At 72.1% G+C, this 15,745-nt stretch carries 11 protein-coding genes; 8 read left to right on the forward strand and 3 right to left on the reverse strand.

Annotation, left to right across the window (positions count from 1 at the left end; translation table 11 throughout):
- Nucleotides 1–377 precede the first annotated feature (377 nt).
- Nucleotides 378–1,535: an ROK family transcriptional regulator gene (locus AC0699_RS13475; RefSeq protein ID WP_478659386.1), complete on the forward strand. Its 1,158-nt coding sequence runs from the start codon at nucleotides 378–380 to the stop codon at nucleotides 1,533–1,535.
- A 29-nt stretch (nucleotides 1,536–1,564) separates the two neighbouring features.
- Here the strand turns inward: AC0699_RS13475 and AC0699_RS13480 are convergent, their stop codons facing one another.
- Nucleotides 1,565–2,329 carry a GntR family transcriptional regulator gene (locus AC0699_RS13480; RefSeq protein WP_478659388.1) on the reverse strand — a complete coding sequence of 255 codons (765 nt, stop codon included), beginning with the start codon at nucleotides 2,327–2,329 and terminating at the stop codon, nucleotides 1,565–1,567.
- A gap of 255 nt (nucleotides 2,330–2,584) precedes the next feature.
- Nucleotides 2,585–3,466 carry an RNA polymerase sigma factor SigJ gene (sigJ, locus tag AC0699_RS13485; protein WP_478659390.1) on the reverse strand — a complete coding sequence of 294 codons (882 nt, stop codon included), beginning with the start codon at nucleotides 3,464–3,466 and terminating at the stop codon, nucleotides 2,585–2,587.
- Nucleotides 3,467–3,652: 186 nt separating this feature from the next.
- Between sigJ and AC0699_RS13490 the strand changes: the two genes are divergently transcribed.
- The 5 genes from AC0699_RS13490 (at nucleotide 3,653) to AC0699_RS13510 (ending at nucleotide 12,230) form a co-directional block, all read left to right on the forward strand.
- Nucleotides 3,653–4,483: an alpha/beta fold hydrolase gene (locus tag AC0699_RS13490; RefSeq protein WP_478659392.1), complete on the forward strand. Its 831-nt coding sequence runs from the start codon at nucleotides 3,653–3,655 to the stop codon at nucleotides 4,481–4,483.
- Nucleotides 4,484–4,744: 261 nt separating this feature from the next.
- On the forward strand, nucleotides 4,745–6,307 hold the full coding sequence (locus AC0699_RS13495) for an alkaline phosphatase D family protein (protein ID WP_478659394.1): 1,563 nt from the start codon (nucleotides 4,745–4,747) through the stop codon (nucleotides 6,305–6,307).
- 268 nt (nucleotides 6,308–6,575) lie between these two features.
- The gene (locus AC0699_RS13500; RefSeq protein WP_478659396.1) at nucleotides 6,576–7,952 is read left to right on the forward strand and encodes an SWIM zinc finger family protein; all 1,377 of its coding nucleotides are present in this window, start codon (nucleotides 6,576–6,578) and stop codon (nucleotides 7,950–7,952) included.
- Nucleotides 7,949–10,705 carry a DUF6493 family protein gene (locus tag AC0699_RS13505; protein WP_478659398.1) on the forward strand — a complete coding sequence of 919 codons (2,757 nt, stop codon included), beginning with the start codon at nucleotides 7,949–7,951 and terminating at the stop codon, nucleotides 10,703–10,705. The genes AC0699_RS13500 and AC0699_RS13505 overlap by 4 nt, the downstream gene beginning before the upstream one ends.
- Before the next feature lie 76 nt (nucleotides 10,706–10,781).
- Entirely contained in the window at nucleotides 10,782–12,230 is a 1,449-nt protein-coding gene (locus tag AC0699_RS13510; RefSeq protein ID WP_478659400.1) for a GNAT family N-acetyltransferase, read from the forward strand.
- Here the strand turns inward: AC0699_RS13510 and AC0699_RS13515 are convergent.
- Nucleotides 12,136–13,371 carry a trans-sulfuration enzyme family protein gene (locus AC0699_RS13515; protein WP_478659402.1) on the reverse strand — a complete coding sequence of 412 codons (1,236 nt, stop codon included), beginning with the start codon at nucleotides 13,369–13,371 and terminating at the stop codon, nucleotides 12,136–12,138. The genes AC0699_RS13510 and AC0699_RS13515 overlap by 95 nt on opposite strands.
- A 61-nt stretch (nucleotides 13,372–13,432) precedes the next feature.
- Between AC0699_RS13515 and AC0699_RS13520 the strand changes: the two genes are divergently transcribed.
- Together AC0699_RS13520 and AC0699_RS13525 are read left to right on the forward strand one after the other, a co-directional pair.
- Nucleotides 13,433–13,942: an Lrp/AsnC family transcriptional regulator gene (locus AC0699_RS13520; protein WP_478659404.1), complete on the forward strand. Its 510-nt coding sequence runs from the start codon at nucleotides 13,433–13,435 to the stop codon at nucleotides 13,940–13,942.
- Between the two features lie 58 nt (nucleotides 13,943–14,000).
- Nucleotides 14,001–15,695: a DUF885 domain-containing protein gene (locus AC0699_RS13525; RefSeq protein ID WP_478659406.1), complete on the forward strand. Its 1,695-nt coding sequence runs from the start codon at nucleotides 14,001–14,003 to the stop codon at nucleotides 15,693–15,695.
- Nucleotides 15,696–15,745 lie beyond the last annotated feature (50 nt).

Below are 15,745 nucleotides of genomic sequence, written 5' to 3' on the forward strand. Positions count from 1 at the left end.
CCTCCAGTACGTCTGGTGTGAGAAGCCCCGTCACGCCCCTAGAACTCGGAACTTGACACGACAGTCCCTCTGTGGGATAAGCCGCCGCAGCCGGTCCTCCCCGGGATTCCGCCGCCCCTCCGAACTGCCTGACCTTCTCCGCCTCACGACCCACTCCCACGTACGGTCCGTACGCAGCTCACGACCCACTCCTGGGTACGATCCGTACGCACCTCGCTACCCAGCGCTCCCCTGCGTCCCGTGCGCGTCGGCCTTGCGCACCGAGCGCCTCGCGACCAGCCGCCGAACCGCTGTCGCTGTCATGTCGGCCCTCGCCGGGCTCGACCGGCATTGAGTACGATCCGGCAGACACGCGTACGAGCGGGAAGGACCACGACGTGGGGCGGCTGACCGGCGGGGATCCTTCGCTGCTGCGGCGGATCAATTCCGCGGTGGTACTCCATGCGCTGCGGGGTGCCGATTCCCCCACGCTCACCGATCTGACCCGGATCACCGGATTGTCCCGGCCGACCGTCGAGGGCGTGCTGGAAGGGCTCATCGCCTCCGGGCTGGTCGTGGAGACCGGCCCCGAGGAGGGCGAGACCCGGCGGCAGGGGCGGCCGGCCCGCCGGTTCCGGTTCCGTGCCGAGGCCGGGCATCTACTGGGAGTGGAGATCGGCCCGCACCGGGTCGCCGCGCTGCTGTCGGGGCTCGACGGCCGGATCATCGGCGCGGGCTCCCGTGAGGTGGACGAGGCGGCGCCCGCGGACGAGCGGCTGGAGCGGGTCCGTACCGTCGTCGCCGATGTCCTGCGGCGTGCCGGAGTCGCCCGCAGCTCGCTCCGCGCCGTCGGAGTCGGTACGCCGGGCATCGTCGAGGCCGACGGCACGGTACGCCTGGGCACGGCGCTGCCGGGCTGGACGGGGCTGGCCCTGGGTGATCGCCTGAGGCGCTCGTTCCGCTGTCCGGTGCTGGTGGAGAACGACGCGAACGCGGCGGCGGTCGCCGAGCACTGGAAGGGTACGGCGACGGACTCGGACGACATCGTCTTCGTCCTGGCGGGGCTCAGTCCCGGCGCGGGCTCGCTGATCGGCGGGCGTCTCCACCGGGGCTACGGCGGGGCGGCGGGCGAGATCGGCGCACTGCACCTGCTGGGCCGGGAGGTCACTCCGGAGACGCTGCTGTCGACCACGGGCGAGCCGCTGCATCCGCTGGACGAACAGGCGGTCGCGGGGGTGTTCGCACATGCCCGGCAGGGTGACGAGCGGGCGCGCGCCGCCGTCGACCGGTTCATCCAGCGGCTGGTGCACGACGTGGCGGCACTGGTGCTCGCGCTCGACCCGGAACTGGTGGTGATCGGCGGCTGGGCGGCCGGACTGGACGGCGTCCTCGATCCGCTGCGCGACGAGCTGTCCCGCTACTGCCTGCGGCCGCCCCGGGTGGCGCTTTCGATGCTCGGTGAGGCCGCGGTGGCGACCGGGGCGCTACGGCTGGCGCTGGACCATGTCGAGGAGCAACTGTTCGCCGTCGAGGGAACGGTGACGGCCCGCCGCTGAACGCGACGGGCCGTACGGCTGGGCAGCGCTCAGGAGGCGCGGCGCTGCTGGGTGTCGTGGCGGATCTCCAGATCGCCGGAGTCGCCGAAGGTCAGTCGGCAGGTGTCCGCGCGATACGTCGCCACCGAGACGACGGCGGTGCGGCCCTGCGCGAAGTACCGGGTGGTGACGACGAGGACGGGGGCGCCCGGGAGGCGGTCCAGTTCCTTCGCGTCGTCCGCGCGCGCGGAGCCGAGCTCCACAGCGCGGTCCTGGCCCTCCAGAGCCAGACGCTGCAGCTCACGCAGGACTCCGCGGGCGCGAGCCGCGCCGGCGGGGGCATCGATGGCGGACAGCTCGGCCACGGAGCCGGACGGGATGTAGAGCAGCTCGGTGGCGACAGGCTGGCCGTGTGTCACCAGCATCCGGCGCACGATGTGGACTTCCTCGTCGCCGTCGGTGTCCAGCACGCGGCCGACGGCGGCGGGTGGGACACCGGTCGTGCAGTCGAGGGCCTGCCAGGCGTCACCGGCGGTACCGGGCCAGTCCTGCGGGGAGGTGGAGACGTCGACGCCCATGCGGGGCGGCGCGACCGTGGTGCCGACACCGCGGCGGCGCTGCAACCGGCCCTCCAGCTCCAGCTGTTCGAGCGCCTGGCGGAGGGTGGCCCGGGCGACTCCGAAGCGGGCGGCCAGCTCGCGCTCGTTGGGCAGGATCTCCCCGACCGAGAAGTCGGAGTCGAGCGCCTCGCCGATCACGGTCTTGAGGTGCCAGTACTTCGGCTCCGGCACCGTCTCCAGTTGCGTGGTCCCCACCCTGTCCTCCGCAATCACCGTGGCCCCGGCGGATTTCCGTGCCCTTGTTTATTAAAGGTTCCTGCACTAACGCTGCGACCATAGGACGGCGCACAGGCTTGGTCAAGACCAATCCTCGTGCGCCGAGCCATGGAATCACCCTCTGCCACAGAGCGTTCACGGAAGGTTCGCGCTGTGGCGAAAAACAGTGGCCCCACATCCGGACCGGACGCGGGGCCACGCGCGGGCAGCGGGAAACCGCCGCCAGGGCAGGGCCTACCCCTCCAGGGCGCCGAGCTTGTCGGGATTCCGTACGAGGTAGATGCACTGGATCCTGCCGTCCCTGACCTCGACCTGAAGGACGGTGTCCGGGTGTCCGCCCGAGAGCACCAGCAGCCCGGGCGCTCCGTTGAGCTCCATGAGCCGGAACTCGGAGCGGGGCAGGGGCTCCTTGGCCACGGCGTGCAGGAAGCGGCCCACCTTGTCCGCGGTCTCGATGACCCGCAGCGGCGCCTTCGACTTGCCTCCGCTGTCGCTGACCAGCCGGACATCGGGGGCGAGCAGGTCGAGGAGCGCGTCGAGGTCACCGCCCGACGCCGCGGCGAGGAACCGCTCCGTCAGGTCGCGGCGTTCGGCCGGATCGACGTCGTATCGCGGCTTGCGCTCCTCGACATGGCGGCGGGCCCGCCCGGCGAGCTGCCGCACGGCCGCCTCGCTGCGGTCCAGGGTCGTCGCGATGTCGCCGTACGGGAAGCCGAAGGCCTCCCGCAGCACGAACACCGCGCGCTCCAGTGGCGAGAGCGACTCGAGGACGACGAGGACGGCGAGTGACACGGACTCCATGAGCACGGCGCGCTCGGCGGTGTCGGACGCGGTGTGGTCGAAGTCGGTCGCGATGGGCTCGGGCAGCCAGGGCCCCACGTACGCCTCGCGGCGCGACTGCACGTGCCTCAGCCGGTCGATCGCGAGCCTGGTGGCGATGCGTACGAGGTAGCCGCGGGGCTCGCGGACGTCGCCGCGGTCCTCGGCGGACCAGCGCAGCCAGGTTTCCTGGACCACGTCCTCGGCATCGGCGATACGGCCGAGCATGCGGTAGGCCACCCCCGTCAGCACGGAGCGGTGGGCTTCGAAGACGTCCGTCGCGGTATCGGTTGCCACCTCACCATCCCAGCCGACAGGGGCGGTGATGTCCAGGCGGTTCCTGTGCGTCGCTCGGCACACGCACCGGTGGACCGGGCGCGTGTCGATGCGCGTCCCGCGCTCATCGACGTTCCCCCTTGAATCGGGGGCTACTGAGCGGTAATTGTTGCTGACAAGGTGTCTACAGGGTCAGGGAGCGGCAGCATGACCTCGAAGGTCTCGTTCACGATCGATTCCGCCGGCGGAATCCGCACGCTGTCCGTGGTGTACGAGCGCCTCGGCACCGGGGAACCGCTGCTGCTGCTCCACGGCATCGGGCACCACTGGCAGGCCTGGGAACCGGTCCTTCCCGCCCTCGCCGCCGAGCGCGAGGTCATCGCCGTCGATCTGCCCGGTTTCGGCATGTCACCCGCACTGCCCGACGCGGTGTCCTACGACCTCTCGACCGTGGTCCCGGTGCTCGGCGCGTTCTGTGCGGCGCTCGGCATCGACCGGCCGCATGTCGCGGGCAACTCACTCGGCGGGCTGCTCGCCCTCGAACTGGGCCGCGAGAAGCTCGTACGCTCCGTCACCGCCCTCTCCCCCGCCGGGTTCTGGACGGAGAGCGAGCGCCGCTACGCGTTCGGGACGCTGCTCGCGATGCGCCGGGGCGCCCGGATGATGCCCGTGCCGGTGATCGACCGGCTGTCCCGTACGGCCGCCGGACGCGCGGCACTGACCAGCACCATCTATGCCCGCCCCGGGCGCCGTTCACCCGAGGCTGTCGTGGCGGAGACGCTCGCCCTGCGGGACGCCACCGGCTTCCGCCGGACGCTGGACGCGGGTCGCGACGTGCTGTTCACGCACGATGTGCCCGGTCTCCCGGTCACCGTGGCGTGGGGCACCCGCGACCGGCTGCTCCTGCGCCGCCAAGGCGTCCGCGCCAAGCACGCCATCCCCGGCGCCCGGCTGGTGCGGCTTCCCGGCTGCGGCCATGTACCCATGAACGACGACCCCGCGCTCGTCGCGCGGGTGATCCTCGACGGCAGCCGCTGAATCCTCGTGACTACGGGTCCGCGCTGCGTCCGCGGCCGAAGCCGTGCATGACTCCTCGGAGTTGGACCGGCTGGGGGCACGGAGGACCATTCGGCGGCCAGGGCCTGTCTTCTGGATCAGCCCGGCAAGATCCGGAAGACAGGCCCTGGTCCCTGTCCGAGCGCGGCCGGTTGTTCACGTGGGGTTCGTGTGTCCGCCTCCGCCGGGCGCTAGGCATGGGCACGGCAAGCCCTCGCCCACTCCCTCTCAGGAGGCGTACCGATGTCGTACAACCGCCGTACCGTCCTGCGCGGTTCGCTCGCCGCGTCGGCGGCGCTCACGCTCGGGGCCGCCGCCCCGGCCCAGGCTCTGCGCGGCAGGCCGGGCGCGGCCTGGGGCGTTCAGACGGGCGACGTCACGTCGTCGTCAGGTCTGGTGTGGGTACGGTCCGACCGGCCCGCCCGGATGATCGTGGAGACGTCGGCGACCGAGTCGTTCCGCCGGGCGCACACCTGGCACGGCCCGCTCCTCGGCTCGGGAACCGACTTCACCGGGACGACCGCGCTGCGCGGTCTGCCGCCCGGCGAGCAGATCCACTACCGCGTGACGCTCGCGGACCCCGACGACCCGCGCCGCACCGGCGAGCCGGTGTACGGGACGTTCCGAACGGCCCCCGCGCGGCGCCGGTCGTCCGGGGTGCGTTTCCTGTGGTCGGGCGACATCGCCGGGCAGGGCTGGGGCATCAACCCCGACATCGGCGGGTTCCGCGCGTACGAGGAGATGCGGCGCCTCGACCCGGACTTCTTCCTGTGCAGCGGGGACACGGTGTACGCGGACGGGCCGATCGCCCCGAGCGTGACACTGCCCGACGGGCGGGTGTGGCGCAACATCACGACCGAGGAGAAGTCCAAGGTCGCGGAGACGCTCGCCGAGTACCGCGGCAACTTCCGCTACAACCTCCTGGACGAGAACGTCCGCCGGTTCAACGCGCAGGTGCCGACGGTGGTGCAGTGGGACGACCACGAGGTGCGCAACAACTGGTACCCCGGCCAGATCCTCGACGACGCGCGCTACACCGAGAAGAACGTGGACGTGCTGGCCGCTCGCGCGATGCGGGCGTTCGGTGAGTACTTCCCGGTCTCCACGCTGCCGGCTCGCGGGCGTGAGGGGCGGATGCACCGGGTGGTGCGGTACGGACCTCTGCTCGACGTGTTCGTGCTCGACATGCGCTCCTACCGGAACGCCAACTCCCCTGGGCGGCAGGCGGACGACACGACCGGGATTCTCGGTGCGGAGCAGCTGACCTGGCTCAAGCGCGAGCTGTCGCGGTCGCGTGCGGTGTGGAAGGTGCTCGCGGCGGACATGCCGCTGGGGCTCGTCGTAGCGGACGGTTCCGCGAACTTCGAGGCGGTCGCGCAGGGAGATCCCGGTGTACCGCTCGGGCGCGAGCTGCAGATCGCGGAGCTGCTGCGGTTCATCAAGCACCGTCGGATCACGGGCACGCTGTGGCTGACGGCGGACGTGCACTACACCTCGGCACAGCACTACGCCCCGGAGCGGGCCGCGTTCAAGGACTTCGCTCCGTTCTGGGAGTTCGTGTCCGGCCCGCTGGCGGCAGGGGGGTTCCCGGCGAACGCGCTGGACGGGACGTTCGGGCCCGACCGGGTCTTCGTGCGGGCGCCGGAGCGGGCCAATGTGTCGCCGATGGAGTCGCCGCAGCACTTCGGTGAGGTCGACATCGACGGCGGCAGCGGCGAGTTGACGGTCCGTCTGCGGGCGGAGGGCGGAGCGGTTCTCTTCAGCAAGGTGCTGCAGCCCGGGCGGGTGGGGCAGGACCGCGGATGAATCGCTGACCGCCCGGTCCGGTGCCGGCGCCGACCGCGGACGCCCGCGATGTCCTGCGCCGTCGTCCGGACGCGCCGCGGGCGATCGCGGGCACCTGACGACGCATCCGGGGCAGCCCGGGCAGGTCTGCGCATGACCGCCCGGGCAGGCCGGTGGCTGGGTGCGCGGGCAGCTCGTGGGGTTGCGTGGGCAGGCCTGTGGAGGTTGCGCGGGCAGGCCTGTGGATGGCCGAGGGGCGTTGTCAGTGGTCGGCCCTACGGTTCCTGCCATGACGCGATCCGTACAGGCGCTCGCCTATTCCCGCTCGTCCGCCCTGGAGTCCGCAGGGGGCGGACGCCTGCTCGGGCTGGAGACCGCCGGTGGGCTCACGCCCACGGGAGCCGAGCCCCATCCCCGTTTCTTCTCCGGCTTTCTGACGTCGCCCCAGGCCGCCGCTCGTGGGCTGCTCGCGGTCGCGGACGTGGCGGCCGCCCGTTACTACCAGCGGGAGTTGCGCGCCTCGCTCGACCCGGTGGTCACGGGCAACGGAGACCGGCTGCGATGTGAGTCGTTCTCCGGATGCTGTGGGGTGTACGCACGCCTCGACGTGCTCCAGGAAGGCCTGGACGGTGCCGAGACCGGGCACGGCACGACGAACGTCGATGTCAACAACCCGCTGCGGGAGGCACTTTCGCGGCTCGCGGGGGACGATCCACTGCATCTGCGGGTCGGGCCCGACGAGCTCGCCGTGACCACGCTGGACGGGCCGGTGGTGGAGAAGAAGGTCCCGCTGCCGGACCGCTGGCTCCGCGGGTTCGCGGAGGCGCAGGTGATCTCCACCGGCTTCGACCTGCGGGCCGAGCTGAGCGCCGCCGAGGCCGTGCGCTTCCTCCGCTCGCTGCCTCGTTCCGCGGGCAGCGCGTCCCGCGGCGCGATGTGGGTCGTCCCGGCGGGCCGGACACTGCGGCCGACGACGCGGCAGGGGCCCGGGGCCATCTGCCTGCCCGGGCCGGAGCGGTTGACGGCGTTGCAGCGGGTGCTGCGTCAGGCGACGGGCCTGCGGGTGTACGGGCCTCCGGTGGCCGGCGGTGCGGCCACGTCGAGTGCGTGGGAGGTGACGCTGCCCGGTATGAGGCTCACGCTCACCCTGTCGCCGGACGCGGCCAGAGGGTTCTCGGGCGAGGGCGGCGTGCTGGAAGCTCTGGCTACGGACGAGGCCGCGGAGGACGCGGAGCTGATATCGGTCCTGCTGGCCTGGGAGCCCCGGATCGACCCGGCGGACCTCGCCGAGCAGTCGGGTCTGACCGTGGCGCGCGTGCGTGCCGCCCTCGTCCGGCTCGGCACCGCGGGCCGGGTGGGGTACGACCTCGCGGACGCGGCGTACTTCCACCGGGAGCTGCCGTACGACGCGGACCGCGCGGAGCGGCACAATCCGCGACTGGTCGCGGCCCGGGCCCTGGTCTCGGCGGGCGCGGTACGCATCGCGGGCCCGACGTCGACCGTGGCCTCGGGCGACCGGCGCTACCAGGTACGGGACTCGGACGGCGTGCTCAGCTGCACGTGCACGTGGTGGGCCGACTACCGGGGCAGCCGCGGCCCGTGCAAACACGCGCTGGCGGTACGCATGACGAAGCGCGGCGCGCAGACTGCGGGAGGTGCGCGATGAAGGAACTCCTGGACGCCGTCCGGACGGGCAGGAAGCAGGACGTGCAGCGCCTGGTGAAGACGATGGCGCCGGCGGAACGCCGGGCGGCGGCGGTCGAGTTGAAGGCACTGCGCCGAGAGGTGCGTGGGTGGAACGGGGACCTGAACCGCTGGCGGGCGCGTGACGCCGCCCAGTACGCCCTGCTCGTCGCGGGCGCCGGATGCCACACGGGCGCGGCGGCCGCCGCCGCGTGGTTGGGGGCGCGGGAGCTCCGCAACTGGAGGCCGCTGCCGTCCGCTGTGCTGCTCGAGATCCTCGCCGACCGGGATCCCGCATGGCTCGGGGATCTGGCTCACCGGCTGGCGGACCGGGCGTCCACCGCAGGAGAGGACTATCCGCTGATCTTGGAGCTGGTCCGGATCGCGCAGTGTCCCGTGCCGACGACGGACGCCTTCGTGCACGGCTGGGCGGAGTCCCTGATATCGGCCCGACCTTCGCACGCCTCACGGGCCACGCTCCCACTGGCGTTGCGCAACGATCCGCATGTGCGGGTGCTGGTGCCCCGCCTGTTCGAGACGGCGGAACCGGCTCCGGTTCTCTCCTGGTACGAAGACCCGGAGGCACCGAACCACTGGCCGTCGGCGCTCGCACGGCTGGCGGAGGACGGAGTGCTGGAGCGCTCCGTGCTCGTCGACGGGTGTGTGGCGCGGCTGCTGCGCGGAGGCAGGCCGGGGCAGTTGCGGTTCTTCCTGATCCTGCTGAAGCGCCTCGCGCTGACTCCGCAGGAGGAACGGGACCGTACGGCCGACTGGATCGCCATGGCCGCGGACGGGCCGTCGCCGCTCGCCGGTCATGCCCAGGAAGTCCTCGCCCGGCTGGCCGAGTCCGGTGAACTGCCGGTCGGGCGGCTCGCGGAGATGTCCGGCGCGGTGCTGTTCCGCACCGAGAAGAAGCTGGTCCGTGCCCAGCTGATGCTGATCGGCAAGGTGCTGCGGCGCGAGCCGGCGGCAGCGGGTGAACTGCTGCCAGTGGTTGCCGAGGCGTTCGGGCACGAGGACACCGGAGTCCAGGAGCGTGCGCTCAAGCTGGTGGCCCGTCATCTGTCGAGCGGCGCGCGGAAGCGGGCGCAGGACGTGGACGACAGTCTGCGCAAGGAACTGGCCGACCACGCTGACCGGTTGAGCCCGGTGCACCGGACGCTCGCCGCCGAAGTGTTCGGCCAGGAGCTCCTCGGCGCCGAGGCCGTGCCGTACTACGAGGAGACCCTGCCACCGGCACCGGTCCCCCGGCGGATGGCTCCCGCGCCCGACACCGTCGCCGAGACCGTCGAGCTCGTGGCGGCGCTGCTCAAGTCGCGCTCCATGTCCGTGCCGGAGTTCGAGCGGGCGCTCGACGGCCTCGTGCGGCATTGCTACCGGGACAGGGAAGCCCTGGCCGAGGCGCTGCGCCCCGCGCTCTCCGGCAGCTGGTGGCTGGAGGACGGCTCGGACAGGGACGCCTCGCCACTGCCCTCCGCAGAGCAGTTCCACGGAATGGAGGTCGTCGCGGCCGCCGTGCTGGAGCGGGTGTCACTGCCGAGCCTGCGCGACGGGAGGGTACGAGGCGGCTCCACCGCGAACTGCGCCCACCTCGCTCTGGATGCCGTGGTCAACGACCGGCTGTGGGAGGCCGCCCACCGGATCAGGACCCGGCCGTTGCCGTTCCTCCTCGCCACGCCGACCGAGGAGAGCGGGACACTGGAGTCGGGCGAGCTCGTGGAGCGGCTGCGGTCGTATCAGCGGCTGTGCGCGGAACCGGCGTCCGGCGACTTCGCCCAGGCACTGCTGCGCGTCCGCCGCGACGGAAGCGGCAGGGACGACGCGGCGGTTGCCGCGGCGGCGCTGGGCACCCGGGAAGGGGAGCGGCTCGCCGCCTGGCTCCGGGCGGACGGCGACGCGGCTCCGCTGCTGCGCCGTGTCCATGAGCCCGGACCGCCGTCCCAGCACCACTGGTGGGGCCGCGCACGGGCTGCCGTACGGCACATCGTGCTGGAGACCCGGGAGCGGCTGGTGCTCCAGCACGAATTCCCGCAGCCGTTCCACCGGCTGGGGCGCCCTCACTCCGGGCAGGGCCGCTGCTATCACTGGTCGGCGCTGGAATCCCAGTGGCTTGCGGTCATGCCCGAGGACCGCGACACGCTGGCCGCCTGGCTGCTGCCCGAGGTGACGGCCTGCGCCACCTCCGAAGCGCGCGGCAACGCCCTGGTGTTGCCGCGGCTGGCCGAGTCCGGCGGCCCTGCCGGTGAGGCCCTGCACCTGGCGGTGGCCTGCGGGCTCGGGGCGCGGCATGCCGAGGACCGGCTCTCGGCGGTGGACGCGTTGCTCGTGCTCGCGGCACGGGGCCAGTTGGACGGAGGACGGCTGGGACGTGACGTTGCCGAGCTCGTCTCGCTGGGTACGGTCAAGCCCAACCGGCTGGCGGACGCGGTCCGTACGGCCGCCGCGACCGGTGCGTACACGACGACGTGGTCGGTGCTGGGCGCGGCGCTCCCCGGTCTGCTGGAGGCAGGTCATCCACCGCGTGGCACCGGGGAGATACTGTCCGTGGCCGCCGACTGCCTGGAGCGGTGCGGGGCAGCCGAGGGGCCGGGCGGCGTTCCGGAGCCCCGTGGGCTCGCCGAGCTGGCCGCGCGAGGCGGCTCCTCACAGCTGGTCGCTCAGGCCAACCGGCTGCTGACCGCGTTGCGTCACAGCCATGATCAATCCGGGACACAAATTGCAGAAAACAGCCGATAACCTGCTAGATCCATGCTTAACCAGTCAGTCACAAAGCGTTCGTGATCACGCAACACCCTTCGGTCACAGTGATTGCATGACTGAAGTGACTTCCGCGAAGAAGGCCCGCCGTCAGCACCACTGGCGGCGGGATCTGATCGAGCTGGCCGCCCTGTTCACCGCCGTCGCCGTCGCAGACGCTGTGGCGAACACGATCGCCCACGGTCCGGACGGCCCCTATCTGCTCGTCGTCTCCGCCATCGCACTCGTCGCCACGGCCGCGTTCCACACATGGTGGGCGCGGCGCCACAGCCATGCGCCCCCGGCCGCCGATACCGGCGGTCCCGGAGCGGCCCGCTCCGGGACCGCCGGTACGTCAGGAGCCTCCGGCCGGTCCGCCGCGGACGAGCCCGGCGCGCGCGAGAGCGCGGCACTGTGGCGGATGCGCACGACCGTGCGGGACGAGCCCGGCAGTCTCGCGGCGCTGTGCACGGCCCTCGCTCGCCACCACGTGGACATCCTCACGCTCCAGACCCACCCCCTCGCGGACGGGACGGTCGACGAGTTCCTGCTGCGGGCACCCGCCACGCTGCAGGCGCAGCAGATCAGCCGGGAGGTGGCTGCCGCGGGCGGCAGCAGTACCTGGATCGAGCGCGCCGACGCGCACGACCTGGTGGACACCCCGACGCGCCTGCTCGGCCTCGCCACGCGCGCCGCTCTGGACGCGGCCGAACTCCCCCTCGCACTGCGCCAGTTGCTCGGCCGCTGCACGATCCATTCCCTGCCCGCCGAAACCCTCACGGGCCGGCCGACCGGTGGGCACGCGCCCGCCGAAGGCGTACTGGACGAGACGGTGATACGGCTGCGCGATCCGAACGGCGGAACGATCACGGTCGAGCGGCCCTATCTGCCGTTCACGCCGACCGAGTTCGCCCGGGCGCGCGCCCTCGTCGAGCTGGACGCCCGCCTCGGCCCGCGCATCCCGCGCAGCCAGGATGTACTGACGCTCCCGGAGGGCAATGAGATCACCGTGCGCCGGGCCGGCCCGGGCGACCTCGCCGCCGCCCGGGCGATGCACGACCGGTGCTCCGCACGCACCCTGGGCCTGCGCTACCACGGCCCGGTGGGTGACGCGGACCGCTATCTGAACCATCTGCTCAGCCCGCGGTTCGGCCGCACGCTCGCCGTTCAGACGGCCTCCGGCCGGATCGTCGCCCTCGGTCACCTGCTCTGGGACGGCGACGAGACCGAGGTGGCGCTCCTCATCGAGGACGAATGGCAGCGCCGCGGCATCGGCTCCGAGCTGCTGGGCCGGCTGGTCGGGATGGCCGTCGAGGCGGGATGCGAGAGCGTGTACGCCGTGACGCAGGCGTCCAACACGGGCATGGTCGCGGCCATGCGCGGGCTCGGCCTCCCGCTCGACTACCAGATCGAGGAAGGGACGCTCGTGATCACCGCCCGGCTGGACGCGACGCCCGTGCGCTCCCGGCTTCCGTACGAGCTGCCGCAGGCACTCCCCCACGAGCGGGGGCGCGGCGAGCACTGAGTGCTTCGCACAGATCGGCCCACAGGTCCTCGACGTCCTCCAGCCCGACCGACATCCGCAGCAGCCTGTCGCTGACGCCCGCGGCATGCCGGTCTCCTTCGGCCACGATCCGGTGGCTGATGGAGGCCGGGTGCTGGATGAGCGTGTCGACGCTGCCGAGGCTCACCGCGGGCGTGATCAGCCGGACACGGCCGATCACGTCGCGCGGGTCCCCGTACACCTCGAAGGAGACCATCGCGCCGCCCACCGCCGGGTAGTGGACCTGGGCGACACGGGGGTCGGCGGCGAGGCGCCGGGCCAGCTCGGCGGCGGTCGTCGACGCGGCCCGTACCCGTACCGGGAGCGTGGACAGACCCCGCAGCAGGAGATAGCCGGCCATGGGGTGCAGCACTCCACCGGTGGCGAAGCGCACCTGCCGCAGGGCGGCGGCGAACTCCTCGTCACAGGCGACGACTCCGCCCATCACATCACCGTGCCCGCCCAGGTACTTGGTCGCGCTGTGCAGCACGATCCGCGCGCCCTGCTCCACGGGCCGCTGCAGGACAGGCGTGGCGAAGGTGTTGTCGACGAGGAGCGGCACGGAGCCGCAGGAGTGGGCGAGCGCCCTGATGTCGGTCTCGGACAGCGTCGGGTTGGCGGGTGTCTCGACCATGACCAGCCCGGTGTCCGGCCGGATCGCGGCCGCCACGCCCGCCGGGTCGGTCCAGGTCACCTCGGTGCCGAGCAGCCCGCCGTCCAGGAGGTGGTCGCTGCATCCGTACAGCGGCCGGACGGCCACCACGTGGCGCAGCCCCATCGAGGCCCTGACCAGCAGCACCGCGGTGAGGGCCGCCATGCCGCTGGCGAAGGCCACGGCGCTCGCGGTCCCCTCGAGCCGGGCCAGTGCCGTCTCGAAACGGGCCGTCGTGGGATTGTCGAGCCGGGCGTAGACCGGCGGACCCTCCAGCCGGCCGCCGGTCGCGGCGAAGGCGTCGATGCGCGCGGCCTCCGCCGCGACGTCGTGCGACGGGTAGGTGGTCGACAGGTCGATCGGTACGGCATGCAGGCCGAGCTCCACGAGATCCTCGCGGCCGGCGTGCACGGCTTCGGTGGCAAGCGCCCTGGTTGCGGGCATGGGGGCGATCGCGGCGGGGTAGTCCATGGCCCGGCACTCTGAACAATTACCGGTGAGTAGCGAGATTGCACCGTGTTACGTTCGGGCCATGGCCGAATCTGTCGCTCTTGACCCGGTGGATTTGCACATACTGCGCGTTCTGCAGAACGACGCCCGGACGACCTACCGGGAGGTTGCCGCGGAGGTGGGTGTCGCTCCGTCGACGTGCCTGGACCGGGTGGCCCGGATGCGCCGCAGCGGCGTGATCCTCGGCCATCAGCTCCGACTGGATCCAGCCAAACTTGGCAGGGGTCTTGAAGCGCTGCTTTCGGTCCAGGTACGCCCGCACCGCAGGGAGCTGATCGGGCCATTCGTGGAGCGGGTGCGGGCACTGCCCGAGTCACGTGCGCTGTTCCATCTGACGGGCCCCGACGACTATCTGGTGCATGTGGCCGTGGCTGACACGGCGGATCTGCAGCGGCTGGTGCTGGACGAGTTCACCTCGCGGCGCGAAGTCGCCCGTGTGGAGACCCGGCTGATCTTCCAGCACTGGGACTGCGGTCCGTTGCTGCCGCCGCTTCACGAGCCCGCCGGGCATGCTCATTTGTCAGCCGACTGACGCCATCTGAGATCGTTCGGTGGTGACGGCGGCACCTCGGCCGTATCAGGATGAGCACATGCCAGAGACACCGAGCAGCGCGCTGCCCCGCCAGGTCGCCGACGCCTACGTCGACGCACTCATCGACCTCGATCCGATCACCGGTACCTACTTGGGAGTCCCGGCGAGCGCGAGCCGCCTCCCCGACTTCTCCCCGGCCGGCCAGGAGGCCGTGGCCGATCTCGCCCGTGCGACGCTCGTACAGCTCGACAAGGCAGAGAAGCAGCCCGGCGCCGAGTCGGACGCGGAGCGGCGCTGCGGGCGCCTGCTGCGCGAGCGGCTCACGGCCGAACTGGCCGTGCACGAGGCCGAGGAGGGGCTGCGCACCGTCAGCAATCTGCGCTCCCCCGTCCACGCCGTGCGCAATGTGTTCACCGTGATGCCGACCGGGTCGAAGGAGGACTGGGCGGCGGTCGCGGAGCGGCTGCGTGCGGTCCCGGCCGCTCTGGAGGGCTACCGCGCGTCGCTGGCGCTGGGTCTTGAACGCAAGCTGGCGGCGGGTCCGCGGGCCACGGCGTCGTTCATCACCCAGCTCGGCGACTGGTCGGGCGCGACGGCCGCGGACGGACGCGCCTGGTTCGAGGAGTTCGTCACGGCAGGGCCGGACGAACTGCGCGCCGAACTCGACAGTGCCGCACACGTGGCCACGGAGTCCCTCGTCGCACTCCGCGACTGGATGAGCGAGGTCTACGCGCCGGCGGTGGAGGGTGCCCCCGACACGGTGGGCCGCGAGCGGTACGCCCGCTGGGTGCGCTACTTCAACGGTACGGCGCTCGATCTCGACGAGGCGTACGCCTACGGCTGGTCCGAGTACCACCGGCTGCTCGGTGAGATGAAGGCAGAAGCGGACAAGATCCTTCCCGGCTCCGGGCCCTGGGAGGCGCTGGCCCACCTCGACGAGCACGGCACCCACATCGAGGGAGTCGAAGAAGTCCGTGTGTGGCTGCAGAAGTTGATGGACGAGGCGATCGAGGCGCTCGACGGCACCCACTTCGAACTCGCCGAGCGGGTCCGCGTGGTCGAGTCCCGTATCGCCCCTCCCGGCGGCGCCGCCGCCCCGTACTACACCGGCCCCTCCGAGGACTTCTCGCGGCCCGGCCGGACCTGGCTGCCGACCATGGGCGAGACCCGCTTCCCGGTGTACGACCTGGTCTCCACCTGGTACCACGAGGGTGTGCCGGGCCACCATCTGCAGATCGCGCAGTGGGCGCACGTCGCCGACCAGCTTTCCCGCTACCAGGCGACCGTCGGCGGAGTCAGCGCCAACGCGGAGGGCTGGGCGCTCTACGCGGAGCGGCTCATGGACGAACTGGGCTTCCTGCCCGACCCGGAGCGCCGGCTCGGCTATCTGGACGCGCAGATGATGCGGGCCTGCCGGGTCATCGTGGACATCGGCATGCACCTGGAGCTGGAGATTCCCGCCGACTCCCCGTTCCACCCCGGGGAGCGATGGACACCGGATCTGGCGGAGGAGTTCTTCGGCCGGCACAGCGGACGGCCGGCGGACTTCGTCGAGAGCGAGCTGACCCGCTATCTGTCCATGCCCGCCCAGGCCATCGGCTACAAGCTGGGCGAGCGGGCCTGGCTGCTGGGCCGCGAGAACGCGCGGGCGGCGCACGGTGACGCCTTCGACGCGAAGGCCTGGCACATGGCGGCGCTGTCGCAGGGGCCGCTGGGTCTCGACGATCTCGTGGACGAGCTGTCCAAGCTGTGAGGTGCGTCCTCGTTCCGCGGCGTGTCCTCAGGCACGCCGCGGTTCCGGCT

It is taken from the genome of Streptomyces sp. NPDC043870 (assembly GCF_056435785.1).

Excerpts from the sequence above, each read along its gene's own strand:
- AC0699_RS13505 (WP_478659398.1), top strand. The coding sequence starts at position 7,949 with ATGAAGGAACTCCTGGACGCCGTCCGGACGGGCAGGAAGCAGGACGTG.
- AC0699_RS13490 (WP_478659392.1), top strand. The coding sequence starts at position 3,653 with ATGACCTCGAAGGTCTCGTTCACGATCGATTCCGCCGGCGGAATCCGC.
- AC0699_RS13520 (WP_478659404.1), top strand. The coding sequence starts at position 13,433 with ATGGCCGAATCTGTCGCTCTTGACCCGGTGGATTTGCACATACTGCGC.
- AC0699_RS13495 (WP_478659394.1), top strand. The coding sequence starts at position 4,745 with ATGTCGTACAACCGCCGTACCGTCCTGCGCGGTTCGCTCGCCGCGTCG.
- AC0699_RS13515 (WP_478659402.1), bottom strand. The coding sequence starts at position 13,371 with ATGGACTACCCCGCCGCGATCGCCCCCATGCCCGCAACCAGGGCGCTT.
- AC0699_RS13510 (WP_478659400.1), top strand. The coding sequence starts at position 10,782 with ATGACTGAAGTGACTTCCGCGAAGAAGGCCCGCCGTCAGCACCACTGG.
- AC0699_RS13500 (WP_478659396.1), top strand. The coding sequence starts at position 6,576 with ATGACGCGATCCGTACAGGCGCTCGCCTATTCCCGCTCGTCCGCCCTG.
- AC0699_RS13525 (WP_478659406.1), top strand. The coding sequence starts at position 14,001 with ATGCCAGAGACACCGAGCAGCGCGCTGCCCCGCCAGGTCGCCGACGCC.